The 16,001-nt window shown below is 75.3% G+C and carries 11 protein-coding genes; 4 read left to right on the forward strand and 7 right to left on the reverse strand.

The genetic code is table 11. The annotated features are described in order from the left end of the window. The first annotated feature begins 23 nt into the window (after nt 1-23). Nucleotides 24-1,394 carry a cytochrome P450 family protein gene (locus HNR21_RS33335; RefSeq protein ID WP_182708246.1) on the forward strand — a complete coding sequence of 457 codons (1,371 nt, stop codon included), beginning with the start codon at nt 24-26 and terminating at the stop codon, nt 1,392-1,394. Nucleotides 1,395-1,604: 210 nt separating this feature from the next. Next, the gene (locus HNR21_RS36515) at nt 1,605-4,886 is read left to right on the forward strand and encodes a hypothetical protein (protein ID WP_312881498.1); all 3,282 of its coding nucleotides are present in this window, start codon (nt 1,605-1,607) and stop codon (nt 4,884-4,886) included. A 4-nt stretch (nt 4,887-4,890) separates the two neighbouring features. Here HNR21_RS36515 and HNR21_RS33345 read toward each other — a convergent pair whose 3' ends face one another. The 5 genes from HNR21_RS33345 to HNR21_RS33365 form a co-directional block, all read right to left on the reverse strand. Further along, the gene (locus tag HNR21_RS33345) at nt 4,891-6,228 is read right to left on the reverse strand and encodes an MFS transporter (protein WP_182708247.1); all 1,338 of its coding nucleotides are present in this window, start codon (nt 6,226-6,228) and stop codon (nt 4,891-4,893) included. Nucleotides 6,229-6,290: 62 nt separating this feature from the next. Continuing rightward, nucleotides 6,291-7,577 (reverse strand): PucR family transcriptional regulator, encoded by a 1,287-nt coding sequence (locus tag HNR21_RS33350; RefSeq protein ID WP_312881499.1) that lies wholly within the window; start codon nt 7,575-7,577, stop codon nt 6,291-6,293. 126 nt (nt 7,578-7,703) lie between these two features. Then, nucleotides 7,704-8,336: a LysE family translocator gene (locus tag HNR21_RS33355; protein WP_182708249.1), complete on the reverse strand. Its 633-nt coding sequence runs from the start codon at nt 8,334-8,336 to the stop codon at nt 7,704-7,706. Nucleotides 8,337-8,418: 82 nt separating this feature from the next. After that, nucleotides 8,419-9,042, reverse strand: a complete 624-nt coding sequence (locus tag HNR21_RS33360) for a TetR/AcrR family transcriptional regulator (RefSeq protein WP_246442435.1) — start codon at nt 9,040-9,042, stop codon at nt 8,419-8,421. A gap of 101 nt (nt 9,043-9,143) precedes the next feature. Beyond that, nucleotides 9,144-10,934 carry a thiamine pyrophosphate-requiring protein gene (locus HNR21_RS33365; protein WP_182708250.1) on the reverse strand — a complete coding sequence of 597 codons (1,791 nt, stop codon included), beginning with the start codon at nt 10,932-10,934 and terminating at the stop codon, nt 9,144-9,146. 152 nt (nt 10,935-11,086) lie between these two features. Here HNR21_RS33365 and HNR21_RS36245 point away from each other — a divergent pair, with 152 nt between their 5' ends. Both HNR21_RS36245 and HNR21_RS33375 read left to right on the forward strand, forming a co-directional pair. Next, nucleotides 11,087-12,337, forward strand: coding sequence for a sensor histidine kinase (locus HNR21_RS36245; RefSeq protein WP_220500396.1), 1,251 nt, complete (start codon nt 11,087-11,089; stop codon nt 12,335-12,337). After that, nucleotides 12,334-12,996, forward strand: coding sequence for a response regulator transcription factor (locus tag HNR21_RS33375; RefSeq protein WP_182708251.1), 663 nt, complete (start codon nt 12,334-12,336; stop codon nt 12,994-12,996). Before HNR21_RS36245 ends, HNR21_RS33375 begins: the two co-directional genes overlap by 4 nt. Here the strand turns inward: HNR21_RS33375 and HNR21_RS33380 are convergent. Both HNR21_RS33380 and HNR21_RS33385 read right to left on the reverse strand, forming a co-directional pair. After that, nucleotides 12,977-14,323, reverse strand: coding sequence for a serine/threonine-protein kinase (locus HNR21_RS33380; protein ID WP_182708252.1), 1,347 nt, complete (start codon nt 14,321-14,323; stop codon nt 12,977-12,979). The two genes, HNR21_RS33375 and HNR21_RS33380, sit on opposite strands and share 20 nt — an antisense overlap. Before the next feature lie 58 nt (nt 14,324-14,381). Then, the gene (locus HNR21_RS33385) at nt 14,382-15,965 is read right to left on the reverse strand and encodes a serine/threonine-protein kinase (protein ID WP_182708253.1); all 1,584 of its coding nucleotides are present in this window, start codon (nt 15,963-15,965) and stop codon (nt 14,382-14,384) included. Between the last annotated feature and the right edge of the window lie 36 nt (nt 15,966-16,001).

Below are 16,001 nucleotides of genomic sequence, written 5' to 3' on the forward strand. Positions count from 1 at the left end.
CCCGCCGTCGAGCGAGAAGAGCCATGGACCACCTTCCCTCCAGCGACGCCCTTCCCGGGATCCGCGGGCTGACGTCGGTGTCGTCGAAACCGCTGCTGACCCGGGATTTCGACGTCCATCCCACGGCGACGTACGAGGGCCTGCGCGCGGCGCACGGCCCGGTGGCCCCGGTCGACCTGCTCGGCGTCCCGTGCTGGCTGGTCCTCGGGTACGCCGAGGTGCTCGAGGTGCTGCGGAACGACGCGAGGGTGTGGAGCAAACGGCTGGCGGACTGGCGCGCCTACACCCAGGGCACGGTCCCCGCCGACTGGCCGCCGCTGCCGGCGTTCCGGGCGGGCGGCGTCGCGTTCACCGAGGGGCGGGAGCACTCGGAGCTGCGGGCCGCCTGGTCGGCGGCACTGCGGCCGTTCCAGGACCGGTCGCAGGACCCGGCACGGCGGCTGGAGGCCGAGCTCCGCCGGCACGCCGACGAGCTGATCGCGCTGCTGGGCGAACGCGGGACCACCGGGCGCGCGGACCTCGCCGACGAGTACGCCCGGCCGCTGATGCTGATGGCGATCAACCGGCTGGCGGGGTTCGGCGAGGCCGACGAGGACGTGCTGCTGGACATCCGGCGGCTGCTGGACGGCGGGCCGCAGGCGGCGGAGGCGTCCGGCCGGCTGATGGACCTGTGCGGGCGGACCTGCGCGGCCAGGCGGAGCGCCCCGGGCGAGGACTTCCCGTCGTACCTGATCGCCGCGTGGCCGGACTGCACCGACGAGCAGGCCGCCGCCATGACGCATCTGCTGGGCAAGCTCGGCGACCTGACCGTCACGCTGGTCTGCGCCACCGTCGTCGAGGTGCTCTCCGAGGAGGCGGCCGGCGCCCTGGCGGGCGGGATGGTCCGCGAGACGGTGAACCGGGCGGCGATGGTGCACCCGCCGTACGCCAACCTGACGTTCCGTTTCGCCCTCGCCGACACCGTGCTGGGCGGCACCGTGATCGCGGCCGGGGACCCGGTGATGCTGTCGGTGGCCGCCGCGCACGCCGACCCGTCGTTCGCCGGGGCCCACGACCCGGCCTCGGTGTTCAGCTCGCGGGCGCATCTGGCGTGGGGGGCGGGCGCCCACCAGTGCCCCGGCGGCGCCCTGGCGACGACCCTGGCGACGATCGCGGTGGAACGGCTGCAGGAGCGGATGGCCTGGCTGGAACCGGCGCTGCCGCCGGACCGGCTGCCGTGGCGCTCCTCGGTGTTCGTGCGGGGGCTGCGGTCGCTGCCGGTGCGGTACGGGCTCCGCGAGCCCTCCCCGGCGCCGCCGTCCCGCCCGTCGGCGGAGCCGTCCGAGGTCGTCGAACCGGCCTCGCAGGGCACGCTGCGCAGGCTGGTGCGGGTGCTGCGCCGCACCGGGCGATGACGCGCGTCCCGTTCGCGGGCGGCCGATCGCGCCACGACGGGAGATCAGGTCGCCCGGCGGATCGGGAACGGGCACAATAACCGGGCGAGCCCGCTGATCCGGCCCACACCGAACCGATCCGGCAAAGTAAGGTCTACCGGTAAGCCTCCGTGCCCCGCGGGGCACGGGCGATGTCAGCCAGGGCTCCGACGCGAGCAGGGAGGTCACGCCGTGTCGGATTCCCCGAGGGAGCCCGTCGAGGACGACGAGCCCGCCGCGCATCCCACCAACCCGGCGGGCCAGTGGACGATCTCTCGTTCCGCCTTCCGTCCCGACGCCGTGTCGCCCGAGACCGACCCGGCGGCCCCGTCCCAGGACGAGCCCGCCGAGGCCGCCGAGAATGAGGACTCCCCCGCGGGCGAGGCCGAGGAGGTCCAGGACACGGCCACGGACGAGGACTCCACCACGGATGAGCCCGCCGAGGAGGAGCCCGCCGAGGAGGCTGCCGGGCCTCAGGCGGACACGCCCGCGGAGACCCAGGACGGCCCCACGGACCCCGAGGGCGAGGACTCCCCCGCGGCCGAGACCGGCGCCCCGGAGCCTGCGGAGGACCGGCCGGCCGACGAGACCGACGCCGACCCCGCGCAGGAGGAACGGCCCGCCGACGAGGACCACACCCCCGCCGAGCCGCAGGAGGACGCCGAAGCCGCCCAGGCCGAGGACGAGACCCCTGCCGCGGCCGAGGAACCCGTCTCCGACGCCGAGGCCCCGCAGACCGAGCAGGCGCCGACCGGGCACCGGATGCCCGAGTCCGCCCGCCAGTGGTACGCCGACGCCCAGGAGGACCCCGCCGAGGAAGCCCCGGCGGAGCCGGAGCAGCAGCCGTCCCGGCCGGAGCCCGCCTCCCAGGTTCCCCCGCAGTGGCCCGCCCCCTCGACCCCACCGGCGCAGCCCAGGCCCGAGTGGCCGCCCCGCCGGGCATCGCAGCCCGCCCGGCACGCCACCGAGCCGCCCGCCGAGGCCGAACACCGGCTCCCGGCGGACCCCGCCCGTGACTCCGGAGAACGCCCGCACGACCCGGAGCCCACGCCCGAGGCCGATCACCGTCCGCAGACGAACGCCCCGGCCGAAGACGAGGACGCGCACGACTCGTGGACCCCCGTGCGCGAAGTCCAGGCGCGTTCCACCCCCGAAGAGCCACGCGGCACCGCACCGCACCCACCCCAGGCGGCCACCCCCCACGAGCCCGAGCGCCGCCCCTCCGACCAAGGTGAGGACCGAGCACGCCCAAGGCCCCGGCACGCGCGCCCCACCCCACCGGACGCCCACCCCGTCGACACGCCCCCCTCCCGGGCCGACGAGGGCGAGCCGCGCCACGCACAGACGGCCGACTCGGCCGAGGACAACCCCTCGGACACCCGGCCCGCGACCGAACACGCACCGGACGACACCCGGCGCGACGGGGAAACGCACCCCACACGCGCAGACGCGCCCCAAGAACACGACCACCCCTCGGACACCCGGCCCGCGACCGAACGCGAGCCGCGTGGACCCCGACGTGGTGGGGAGGCCCGTCCCGCGCGGACGGACACACCCCACGCACACGAACGACCGCCGTCCGACCCACCGGCCCCCCGACACGAGGCACCGGCGCGGCCGGACACGCGGCGCACGGCCGAACCCGAGCCGCGTGAGGACCGGCGCGGTGGGGAGGCGCGGCCCGCGCGGGCGGATGCGCCGCGTGGGCACGAGCGTGGTCCGTTCGAGCCGCCGGGTGCGCGGCATGAGGCGGCCGGGCATCCGGGCGGCCGGCGCGCGGTCGAGCGGCATCCGCATGAAACGCGGGCGCCCAGGCATGCCGATGAGGCGCGGCAGGCACAGCCGCATCGGGCGCGTGAGCATGGGCCTCGGCGGTTCGATCCGCCGGCCGCCCGGCATGAGGCGGCGGCGCAGCCGGAGGCGCGGCAGACGGTCGAACGGCGTCAGGGGGCCGGGGAGCCTGCGGCCGGGTACGGCGGGGCGGCCCTGGAGTCCCGGGCTTCGGCGCCCGAGGTCGAGCGGGCCGGGGACGCCGGGAGCGCCCAGGTCGAGGCGGTGCGGGCGTTGGAGGCCCTCGCCCTGCCGCCGGCGGAGGTGGAGCGGCCGGGACTGCCGGCCTTGCCCGCCCCGGGCGGCTGGGAGCAGGAGCGGGCGCCCTACGAGGAGTCCAGGCCCACCGGGGAGCTGGAGCTTTACCGGGGGCCCCAGGTCATCGACGAGCCGCCCGCGGGGATCGTCCATCCCGGCGTCGTGGAGCCCGAGCGCGAGGGCAGGGGGCGGCGGCGGGCGCTGATCACCGTGGCGCTGCTGGTGGTCCTGCTGGCGGTGGCGGTGACGGTGCAGCTGGTCCGGCCGGTGCCGGAGCCCGCCCTGAAGCTCACGTTGCCGGCCTCGCACACGTTCGAGGGCTCCTCGCCGGTGCTGCCGATGCCCGCGCGGGGGCAGGTGGTGCTCCACGTGGAGGGTCTCGGCACCATCGGGAGCGCCGGGACGCAGACGCCGATCCCCACCGCCAGCGTGGCGAAGGTGATGACGGCGTACGTGTTCCTGAAGAACCATCCGCTGCGTTCGGGCGAGGACGGGCCGACGTTCACGATCTCCGCGCAGGAGGCGGCGCGGCTGCCGCAGCGCAAGCAGCGCGGCGAGTCGCACGTGGACGTGGTGGCGGGCCAGCGGTTCACCGAGCGCAAGGCGCTCGAGGCGCTGATGGTGGTGTCGGCCAACAACATCGCGCACGAGCTGGCCCGCTGGGACGCCGGCAGCATCCCGGCGTTCGTGGAGAAGATGAACGCCGCCGCGCGGGAGCTGGGGATGACCGGCACCCGCTACACCGACCCCAGCGGCTACGACTCGGGGACGGTGAGCACGGCGGCCGACCAGGTCAAGCTGCTGCGCGCGGCGATGAAGCTGCCCGCGTTCGCCGAGGTGGTGGCGCAGCGCACGTACGTCCCCGACGACGGCGGGCCGGTGCGTCCCGCCGGCAACGTCCTGCTGGGCCAGAACGGGATCTTCGGCGGCAAGACCGGCTACACCGACGCGGCGGGCGGCAACTTCGTGTTCGTGGCCCGCCGTCCCGTGGCCGGGGTGAACACGCTGATCCTCGGCGCGGTGATGGGGCAGCCCGGCGCCAGCGCCCTGGCCGCCATGAACGTCACCCGGCGGGTGCTGCCCGCCGCGCAGAACGCCCTGGCGGCGGCGACGCTGGCCAAGGCGGGCGACCGGGTCGGGATGGTCGACGACGGGCTGGGCGGGCGGACGCCGGTGACGGCCGCCGCGCCGGTCACCGTGGTCGGCTGGCCGGGGCTGACCGTGCGGGTCGGGATCGAGGGCGACCCGCCGAGCCGGGCCGCGCCGGGCGCCGACGTGGGGGCGGTCGTCGTGGGCGAGGGCGAGGGCGCGGGCCGGTTCCCCGTCGAGCTGCCGCAGGGCCTCCAGGAGCCCGACCTGGTCGCCCGGCTGACCCGCCTGGAGTAGTGCCTCAGGCGGGCGCGGGGGCGTACTGCCGGGCGGCCATCCGCCGGTACGCCAGCAGCGGCGGGATGCTGACCAGCAGCAGTGCCGCGGGCAGCAGGGTGAAGCCGGTGGTCAGGGCGGTGAGCGCGCTGTCGGGCTGGACGACCGGGTGCTCGAAGTCGGCCGCCTGGTAGGAGCCCAGCGCCAGCACCGCCGCGAACACCCCCGGCCCGAGCGCCAGCGCACCGGTCTCGGCGGCCATCCACACCCCGGTGAACGCCCCGGACTGCGCGTGCCCCGTCCGGCCGCTGTCGGCGTGCACCGACTCCGGCAGCAGTTGGAACGACAGCAACTGCATCCCCGCGTAGCAGACGCCCAGGATCGCGCTCAGCGCCAGCACGAGCCCCGTCGCGCCCGCGTTCAGCACCGGGTACAGCGCGATGGTGGCGACGGCGAACACCGCCACCGACACCGCGTAGCACGGCACCGTCCCGTACCGCCGGGCCAGCCGGTGCCACATCGGGACGGCCAGCGCGCTCGGCCCGACCAGGCACACGAACACCAGGGACGTCAGCCCGTAGTCGCCCAGCAGGTACGTCGCCGCGTAGGGCGCCCCGGTCAGCATCACCGCGACCGCCAGCGTCTGCAGCACCGCCGAGGTGAGCAGCACGAAGAACGGCCGGTTCCCGCGGGCCGTGCGCAGCGCGGCGGCCAGCCCCAGCGGACGCGGCCCCGCCGACGACGGGATCCACCGGGTGCCGAGGACCGCGGCCACCAGCGCCCCGCCGAGCATCAGCCCGACGACCGTCCCCATCAGCGCGTACCCGGCGCGGCCTCCCCCGGCGGCCTCCACCAGCACGGGCGCGATCCCCCCGGCGACCAGGATCCCGGCGGTCAGCGCCACGATCCGCCACGCCATCGCCCGCGCGCGCTGCTCGGCGAGGGGCGAGATCTCGGCGGGCAGCGCCACGTACGGCACCTGGAAGCACGCGAACGCCGACGCCGCCAGCAGGAACGCCACGCCCACCCAGCAGGCCGCCAGCACCGGCGAGGACCCCGGCACCACGAACATGGCGGTGAACAGCAGCGGCAGCGTGACCGCGCCGATCAGCAGCAGCCGGGTCCGCCGCCCGGTGCGCACCGCCTCGCGGTCGCTGGCGGCGCCCACCACCGGGTTCAGCAGCACGTCCCACGCCTTCGGCAGGACCAGCAGCACGCCCGCCACCGCCGCCGACACCCCGAGCACGTCGGTCAGGTAGTACAGCAGCAGCAGGCCGGGCACCGCCGAGAAGATCCCGGTGCCGACCGAGCCGATCGCATAGCCCAGCAGCCGGCCGCGGCCGAGCGGTTCCGCCTCGGTCATCGGGCCTCCTCGGGGAGCGACACCGCGGTGTCCCTACAAGATCACCGCAAGCGGCCGTCCGGTCAAGGGCGGGAGGCGGCCGCGACCGGGGACGGCGGAGCGGGGCGGCGGGGGCTCTCCAGGGCGATCACGTCGGCCTGCGCGTCCTCCTCGGCCAGGTGGAACAGGTGCACCTGCAGCACCATCTCCAGCTCCAGCCGGGAGTCGGGGTCGTACAGCTCCTCGCCGAAGAGCTGCTCGAGCTGGTGCAGCCGGTAGCGGACGGTCTGCGGGTGGACGTGCAGCCGGGAGGCGACCTCGGTGGCGTTGAACCCGCTCTGCAGGCAGGCCAGCAGGGTGCGGGCGAGCCGTTCCCGATGACGCGGGCGGACCTGCCGCAGCGGGGCCAGCCGGCGCTCGCCGACGATCCGGATCAGGTCCTCGTCCTTGAACATCACCAGCGTCGGCATGTGGTCCACGCAGCGCACCGGCCGGTCGGCGGGCAGCACGCCGCGGCGGGCCAGCACCAGCGCCTCGCGCGCCCACCGCAGCGACCTGGCCGCCTCCTCCACCCGCACGGTGGGCCCGACCGCGGCGGTCCAGTCGCGCAGCCCGGTCTCCAGCATCCGGTGCCGGCCCGGGCCGTCCGGGTCGGGCACCACCAGGCAGGGCTCCCGCCGGTTCACGTCGGCCAGCACGTCCGGCGGCAGCGCCGGATGGGCGTAGCGCTGCTCGCCGCGTTCGGCCAGGGCGACGGCGGCGACGGTCTGCGGCATCCGCCACTGGGCGGCCCGGGCCAGCTCGGTGATCGCCTGGGGGGCGGCCGGCGGGTCGGCCAGCAGCAGGTCCAGCAGCCGCCGGCGGCGGTGCTCCAGCTCCCCGGCGACCTGGGAGCGGGCCTCGTTGTAGCCGGCGGTGGCGGCGGCGGCGATCTCGTCCAGGAACGCGAAGATCGCCTCGGCCAGCCGGCTGAGGATGCGGCGGGAGACGTTGTGCCGTTCGGCCTCCAGCGCCAGCCGCCGCCAGGCCACCCGGGCGCCCAGCCGCAGCGCGGTCTGCAGCGCGTCCAGGCTGCGGCCCTCGCGCGCCTCGGCCAGCCCGATGTCGCGGTAGACGGCGGCGACCTGCTCCCACGAGGCGTCCGCGTCGCCGATCAGCTCGATGAACTGGCGCAGCGCCCCCTCGACCGCCAGCCGCACCATCCGCACGTACTCCTCGTCGAGCGGCCGCGCGTACTCGGGCACCCCCCGCTGGATCTCCTCGATCATCTCCTCTGCGACCTCCCCCAGATGGGGGCGGCACAGGTCGGCGACCTCGCCCGGGACGGCGGCCCAGGGTTCGAGGGTCTGGCTGTGGAGAGGGGAGCTCACCGGTCGTACCTCCGTGGTCGGCAGTCGCGGTTTTCCGGAAGCTACCCTCGAGTCAAGAAACGGACTTCGTGGTTGGACACGCATTCGCGCCGCCGGATTGTCACCCGGGTGATAAGGAAGCGCTCGCTAGGCCCCGGCCCGGCGCGGTCCCGGACCGGCCAGGGCGGCCAGTCCCAGCCCCAGGTAGACCGCGCAGACGGCGTAGGCCTGGCGGCGCCGGAACGCGGGCCGGGCGCGCAGCCGGCCGGCCAGCGACCCGGCCGCGAACGCGTACACCAGGTCCGACGCCAGCCCGATCAGCCCGATGGCCAGGCCGAGCACCACGATCTGGACGGGCACCGACCCGGCCGCCGGATCCACGAACTGCGGCAGGAACGCCAGGAAGAACAGCACCACCTTGGGATTGAACAGGTTGACCAGCAGGCCGTCCAGGAACACCCGGGGCAGCGGCTGCGGGGTCAGCACCGGATCGGCGTGCGAGTGCCGGCCGCGGAACGTGCGGACCGCCAGGAAGATCAGGTAGGCGGCGCCCGCGTAGCGCAGCGCGGTGAACGCGGTCGCCGAGGCGGCCACCAGCGCCGACAGCCCGGCCGCCGCCGCGGTGACGTGCAGCAGCGTGCCGGCCTCCACCCCCAGCGCCGAGGCGACCCCGGCCCGCCGTCCCTCCCCGACGCTGCGGGTGATGATGTAGAGGTGGTTCGGTCCCGGGACGGCCACCAGCGTCACGGCCGCCACCAGGAACAACAGCGGGTTCGTCATGACCGGTACGGTATGCCCCGACCGCCCCCGTTCCCCAGGTCCACCCCGGCCTGTGGACAACGGACCAAATCCGCGGCCGGGGTCAGGCGGGCTCGTTCTGCAGGGCCAGCATCCCGGCGGTGATCAGGCGGCCGGCGGTGGCGATCATGCCGCGCACCTCCTCCACCGGCCGGCCCAGCGAGGTCAGCGAGACCAGCGCGGCCAGCAGCACGTGGCCGAGCAGGATCTCCACCTCGTCCAGGTCGGGCACCGGCTCCCCGATCGCCGCCGCCAGCCGGTCGCGGACCTGCCGGAACAGCGCGGTACGGGCGTCCTCGACGCTGGGGTCGTCGGAGGTGACCGCCTGGATGATCGCCGAGGTGAGGGTGAGCTCGGTGGCGGCCACCTCGACGATCCGCGCCATCAGCGCGGTGAGCCGCTCGGCGGGGGTGTCGCCGGTGGTGGCCGCCGAGGTGTCGGAGGTGATCTGCGTCGCCCACAGCGCGGCGACCTCGGTGAGCAGATGGTCCTTGGTGGCGAAGTAGCGGTACACCGTGGCCCGGGCGACGCCCGCCCGGTCGGCGACGTCGTGCATGGTCACGGCGGCGTACCCGCCCGCCAGGGCCAGCTCGCGGGCCGCGTCGATCAGCCTGGTGCGGCGGGCCTGCTGGTCCTTGGTCAGGGTGCGGGTGACGGTGATGCGCACGTCGCCGGGCAATCCGGGCAAGTCGGCCTCCTTGGATGCGCCTTCATTCTTGCGCACCGGCGGCGGTGCCGGATGATCGAGCGCCGCCAACGATCAGCCCGCCCGGCTGTGCCCGCCGCACATCAGCGGCGACGGGACAGCAGTTCCTGCGCCTTGGTCGCCATCCCCTTGCGGGCCACCCCCCAGGCGTCCGGGTCGCCCTTGACGATGGCCTCGGCGACGTCCTTGAGCTGCTCGAACTCCGCGTGCGGCGGGATCGGCGGGATGTCGGGGTCGACCCGCACGTCCAGCACGGCGGGCCGCCCGCAGGTCAGCGCCCGCTCCCAGGCGGGGCCGATCGCCTCCGGCTTGTCCACCTCGATGCCCTCCAGCCCCAGCGACCGGGCGAACGCCGCGTACGGCACGTCCGGCAGCTCCTGGGACTCGGTGAACTTGGGCGATCCGCCCATCGCCCGCAGCTCCCAGGTCACCTGGTTGAGGTCGTTGTTGTGCAGCACCGCGACCACCAGCCGGGGGTCGGACCAGCGCCGGTGGTACCGCTGGATCGTGATCAGCTCGGCCAGCCCGTTCATCTGCATCGCGCCGTCCCCGACCAGCGCGATCGCGGGCCGGTTCGGATGGGCGAACTTGGCCCCGATGGCGTACGGAACGCCGTTGCCCATGGTGGCCAGGGTGCCCGACAGCGTCCCCCGCATGTCGCCGCGGAACCGCAGGTCGCGGGCGTACCAGTTGGCGGCCGACCCGGAGTCGGCGGTGATCATCGCGTTGTCGGGCAGCCGCTGCGACAGCTCCCAGAACAGCCGCATCGGGTTGACCGGGTCGGCGTCGACCTGCGCCTGGCGTTCGACGGTGTTCCACCAGCGCCGGACGTTGCCCTCCACGGTGCGCCGCCAGGAGCGGTCCTTGCGCGGACGCAGCAGCGGGATCAGCGCCCGCAGCGTCTCGGCGGCGTCGCCGACCAGGTTGGCCTCGGTGGGATAGCGCATCCCGATCATCCGGCCGTCCACGTCGATCTGCACCGCGCGGGCCGACCCGTACTCCGGCAGGTACTGGCTGTAGGGGAAGTTGGACCCGACGATCAGCAGGGTGTCGCAGTCGCGCATCAGCTCGTACGAGGGGCGGGTGCCCAGCAGGCCGATCGCGCCGGTCACGTACGGCAGGTCGTCGGGCAGCACGTCCTTGCCGAGCAGCGCCTTGGCGACCCCCGCCCCGGTGATCTCGGCGACCTCCATGACCTCCCGGCGGGCGCCCCGGGCGCCCTGGCCGACCAGGATCGCGACCTTGGACCCGGCGTTGAGGACGTCGGCGGCGCGCGCCACCTCCTCCTCGGGCGCGCGGGTCACCGGCCGCGTGTGGCCGGGCGCGGAGGACGGCACGTGCTTGAACGCGTGCGCGGGCGGCTCGTACTGCTCCTCCTGCAGGTCGGACGGGATGATGACGCAGGTCGGGGCGCGTTCGGCCAGCGCGATCCGCAAGGCCCGGTCGATCAGGTTGGGCAGCTGCGCCGGGACCGTCGCCATCTGCACGTACGCGCTCGCCACGTCCTTGAACAGCGACGGCAGATCGACCTCCTGCTGGTAGCTGCCGCCGATCGCCGAACGGGCGGTCTGCCCCACGATCGCCACCACCGGGACGTGGTCGAGCTTGGCGTCGTACAGCCCGTTGAGCAGGTGGATCGCGCCGGGACCGCTGGTCGCCAGGCACACCCCCACCCGGCCGCCGAACTTGGCGTAGCCGACCGCCTCGAACGCCGACATCTCCTCGTGCCGGCTCTGCACGAACCGGGGCCGATCATCGGCCCGCCCGAGGGCGGCGATGATGCCGTTGATCCCGTCGCCCGGATAACCGAAGACGTGTTCGACCCCCCAGTCCCGCAGCCGTTCGAGCACGTAGTCGCCCACCGTTCGCGCCATCGGCGGTCTCCTCCCCCTCGGTTGCGTGCGTGACCGGCGTTCCCCGGGTGCGCGGTTGAAACTTGAGGAACCGGGCGTACTCCAGTGGGAGTAGTCACGGGCACGCCCCTGGGCCGACGCCGGGGCTCCGGCGGGCCGATTACCGTGCAGGAGTGAACGTTCCCACGGTGCTCCGCCCGTTCCTGCAGCCGGGGCTGCGCCCCCGCGACTGGCCGGTGTGGGTCGTGCCGCTGCTGCTGGGGGTGTTCGTCACGGCCGGGTCGTTCGGGGCGCAGCGCAACGCCTTGGAGGAGCCGCACGCCTACCCGACGACCAGGCTGGACGCGTTCGCCGTCGGCCTGCTGGCGGCCGGGGCGGCGGCGCTGCTGGCCCGGCGGCGCTTCCCGGCGCCGACCGCGGTCGTGGTGGGCGCCGTCGTGGTGCTCTACCTGCTGCGCGCCTATCCGTACGGTCCGGTGGTCCTGCTGCTGTCCGTGGCGGTGCTGGCGCTGGTGGTGTCCGGCCACCGGATCGGCGCATGGGCGGGGACGATCACGGGGTTCCTCGGCTACTGCGCCCTCACCTGGCTCATCGGGCTGCCCGCCGACCTGCGGGGAACGGCCGAACGGCTGTTCCCGGTGGAACGGCCCACCGCGGTCGGCGCCACCATCGGGCTGCTGGCGGTGCTGGTGTCGCTGACCGGGTCGGAGCTGGTGCGGATCTCCGCCGAGCGGGCCGCCGAGGCCGAGAGCAGGCGGCGCGAGCTCGAACGCCGCCGGGCCAGCGAGGAGCGGCTGCGGATCGCCCGCGAACTGCACGACGTGCTGGCGCACAACATCTCGATGATCAACGTGCAGGCGGGGGTGGCGCTGCACCTGATCGACGAGCGGCCGGAGCAGGCGCGCACCGCGCTGGCGGCGATCAAGGAGGCCAGCAAGGAGGCGCTCACCGAGATGCGGCAGGTGATCGGGGTGCTGCGGCAGCAGGGCGAGACCGCCCCCCGCTCCCCGGCCGCCGGCCTGGACCGCCTGCCCGAACTGCTGGACCGCGCCCGCGCCGCCGGCCTGACCGTGCACGCCGAGGTGGACCCGCCGCCGCCCGGCGCGCTGCCCGCCGGGACCGACCTGGCCGTGTTCCGGATCGTGCAGGAGTCGCTGACCAACGTGACCCGCCATGCCGGGCCCGGCCCGGTGACGGTGTGGGTCCGGGTCTCCTACGGTGAGCGGGGGGTGTTCATCAGGGTGGACGACGACGGACGCGGCGCGGCGCTGCTGGCCGAGGACACCGGCGGCAGCGGGCTGGCCGGGATGCGGGAACGGGCCGCCGCGCTGGGCGGGGAGCTGTCCGCCGGGCCGCGGCCGGGCGGCGGGTTCCGGGTCACCGCGCTGCTGCCGGCCGGCCCGGCCGGGGCGGAGGAACGATGATCAAGGTGCTGCTGGCCGACGACCAGGTGCTGGTGCGGGCCGGGTTCCGGGCGCTGCTGGACGCCCAGCCCGACATCGAGGTGGTCGGCGAGGCCGGCGACGGCCACGAGGCGGTCGAGCAGGCCCGGCGGCTGCGCCCGGACGTGCTGCTGATGGACGTCCGGATGCCCCGGCTGGACGGGCTGGCCGCCACCCGGCAGATCGCCGCCGAGGACCGGCTGTCGGGCCCCCGGATCGTCATCCTCACCACGTTCGAGCTGGACGAGTACGTGTTCGAGGCGCTGCGCGGCGGGGCCAGCGGCTTCCTGGTCAAGGACACCGAGCCGGTGGAGCTGATCCACGCGGTGCGGGCGGTGGCCGCCGGGGACGCGCTGCTGTCGCCGGGCGTCACCCGGCGGCTGATCGCCGAGTTCGCCACCCGGGCCAGGAAGCCCGTCCCGGACGTGCGGCTGAACGCCCTGACCGACCGGGAGCGGGAGGTGATGGCGCTGGTCGCCGAGGGCCTGACCAACGAGGAGATCGCCGAGCGGCTGGTGGTCAGCCCGGCCACCGCCAAGACCCATGTCAGCCGGGCGATGGTCAAGCTGGGCGCCCGGGACCGCGCCCAGCTCGTGGTGTTCGCCTACGAGTCGGGCCTGGTCAGGCCAGGCTGGCTGTGACCTGGCCACCCGGGCCGGCCGGGCCGAGCGCGCCGGTCTGGGCGCGCAGGATCAGCGCGCCCGCCAGCACCGCGATCACCACCAGGATCACCGCGACGGTCACGATGACGATGGTCTTGGCCCGTTCCCGCTCGTAGCGGTCCGGCTGCCGGGGCTGCTGGGACTGCCACGGCGGCGGGGTGTACGGGGTGGGCGGCCGGGGCGGCATGTTCCAGTCCGGCGGCTGCAGCACGGTGCGGGACTCGGCGTCGGAGGGGTCGGGCCGGGAGGGCGGCAGCGGGCGGGACCCGGAGTCCTCCCGGGTGGCGACCTCGATCTCGGCGGAGTCCAGCACCGTGTCGGCCGCCTCCGGCGGCAGCGGCGGAGGCGGGCCGTAGCCGATGGACGCCCGGTTGGGCCTGGGCCGTTCGAACGGCTCGTCCAGCTTGGTCTCGTCCAGCTGGGTCTCGTCCAGCACGGTGGGGAACTCGCGGACCTGGTTGCGGGACGGCGGGCGGGGCCGCCGCCCCATCTCGGCCACCTCGGCGAGCTTGGGCAGCGCCTGGTCGGCGGTCAGCCGGTACATCGGCTCGCGGGCCAGCAGCCCCATCAGCACGTCGGTCAGCGGCCCGGCGTTGCGCGGCGGCGGCACCGGCTCGCTCAGCACCGCGGCCAGCGACGCCATCGCGTCGGACCGCTCGTACGGGGAGCGGCCCTCCACCGCCGCGTACAGGGTGGCGCCCAGCGACCACAGGTCCGAGGCGGGCACCGCCCGCTCGCCCTGCGCCCGCTCCGGCGGGATGTAGGCGGGCGAGCCCATCACCAGGCCGGTCTGGGTGAGCGTGGAGTCGCCCTCCACCTGGGCGATGCCGAAGTCGGTCAGCACCGCCCGCCCCTCGGCGGTGATCAGCACGTTGCTGGGCTTGACGTCGCGGTGCAGGATGCCCTTGCCGTGCGCGTGCCGCAGCGCCTCCAGGGTCTGCCGGCCGATCTCGGCGGCCCGGGCGTACGGCACCAGGCCCTCGTCGATCATGTCCTGCAGCGAGCGGGCCCGGACGAACTCCATCACCAGCCACGGCCGCCCGCCCTCGTTCACCACGTCGTGCACGGTGACCACGCTGGGGTGGTTGAGCCGCGCCGACGCCCGCGCCTCCCGGAAGGTCCGCTCGTACAGCACGTCGCGCTCGTCCGGGCTCAGCCCCGGGGGCAGCAGCACCTCCTTGACCGCCACCTCCCGGTCCAGCATGGTGTCGTAGGCCTGCCAGACGGTGCCCATGCCGCCCCGGCCGACCACCCTGTCGAGGCGGTAGCGGTTCCCGAGCAGATGCCCCTGCTGAGCCTGCGCCATGGCTGAATGGTCCCCCGTCTGGGACGCGCGAGTCCCTCCCGTGGTGCGCCCGGTCCCCCTAGGGCCGGAACGTGTCGAGGATATTGTTCACCCTTTCCGCGTTCGCGTCCCAGTCGCTTTGCGGGATCGCGACGAACACCGCATAGGGCCGCCCGTCCGCCATGACGCCCCGGTCCAGGCCGTGCATCGGCACGCCCTCCGCGTTCGTCCAGGTGAACTCCAGGTCCGCGGCGTCGTAGGGGACGCCGGCGGCGCGGCTGAGACCGATCCGGCGGTAGTCGCGCAGGCCGCCCTGGGCGATGACCTCCGACTCCCACTGCCGCCAGTGGGCGAGCGGGTCGCCGGACCACGGGGTGCGGTCGACCTGGACGTACGCCCCGGAGCCGGGGTCCCGCCAGAAGACGCTGGAGCCCTGCTCCATCCGCTGCCAGCCCTCCGGCACCGCGATCCGGTAGCCGGGACCGCTCACCGGCCGCAGCCCCGGCGGAACGGAGGGGGCTGCGGACCGGGTGGGCGTGACGGGGGCGGTGGTGCCCGGCGGCGGCTGCGGCCCGCCGGCCTGGCCGGAGATCACCGTGGGCGTGGCCTGCGCGCCCGTTCCGCCCTGGCCGGAGCCGTCGCCCGGCCGGACGACCAGCACGACGGCCAGCGCCACCGCGACCGCGGCCAGCGCCCCCACCAGCACCAGCAGCGCCGGATGGGCGCCGGAACGGGCCGGTGCCGCGACGGGCGCGGTGGCGACGTGCTCCGGCGGCGGAACCGGCGGGCCGGACGGCCGCGTGGCCGGGGGCGGCGGGGCGGGGTGAGCGCCCGCGGCGACCTGCGCCAGCATCTCCTCGGCCTGCGGCGCGGTCAGCCGGCGCGCCGGGTCGCGGACCAGCAGCCCGCCGATCACCGGGGCGAGCGGGCCGGCGTTGCGCGGGGGCGGCGGCTCCTCGGTCATCAGCGCCGCCAGCACCGCCATCACGTCGGGCCGGTCGTAGGGCGGACGGCCCTCCACGGCCGTGTAGAGGGTGGCGCCGAGCGACCACAGGTCCGAGGCGGGGGTGGCGCGCTCGGAACGGACCCGTTCCGGCGGCAGGTAGGCCGGGGAGCCCACCAGCAGCCCGGTCTGGGTGAGGGTGGCGTCGCCCATCACCCGGGCGATGCCGAAGTCGGTCAGCACCGCCCGCCCCTCGGCGGTGATCAGCACGTTGGCGGGCTTGACGTCGCGGTGCAGGATGCCCACCGCGTGCGCGGCGCGCAGCGCGGCGGCCATCTGCCGGCCGATGTCGGCGGCCCGCGCCGGCGGCAGCGGCCCCTCCCCTGCCAGCACGTCGGCCAGCGAACGGGCGCGGAGCAGTTCCATCACGATCCACGGCCGGTCGCCGGAGTCCACCACGTCGTGCACGGTGACGATGCCGGGGTGGCTGAGCCGGGCGGTGGCCCGCGCCTCGCGCAGGGTGCGCTCGCGCACCTGCCGCCGTTCGGCCTCGCCCAGCTCCCGGTGGACCTGGACCTCCTTGACCGCCACCGGGCGGTCGAGCATCTCGTCGCGCGCCTGCCACACCGTGCCCATGCCGCCGCGGCCGAGCACCGTCTCCAGCCGGTACCGGCCGGCGATCAGGCGGCCCGGACCCTCATCGCGCTGGTCACCGGCCATCGTCGAAGGACCCCATCGCTCTCACGGTCGGCCCGC

The sequence above is a fragment of the Thermomonospora cellulosilytica genome (assembly GCF_014138835.1).
Taxonomy (GTDB): domain Bacteria; phylum Actinomycetota; class Actinomycetes; order Streptosporangiales; family Streptosporangiaceae; genus Thermomonospora; species Thermomonospora amylolytica.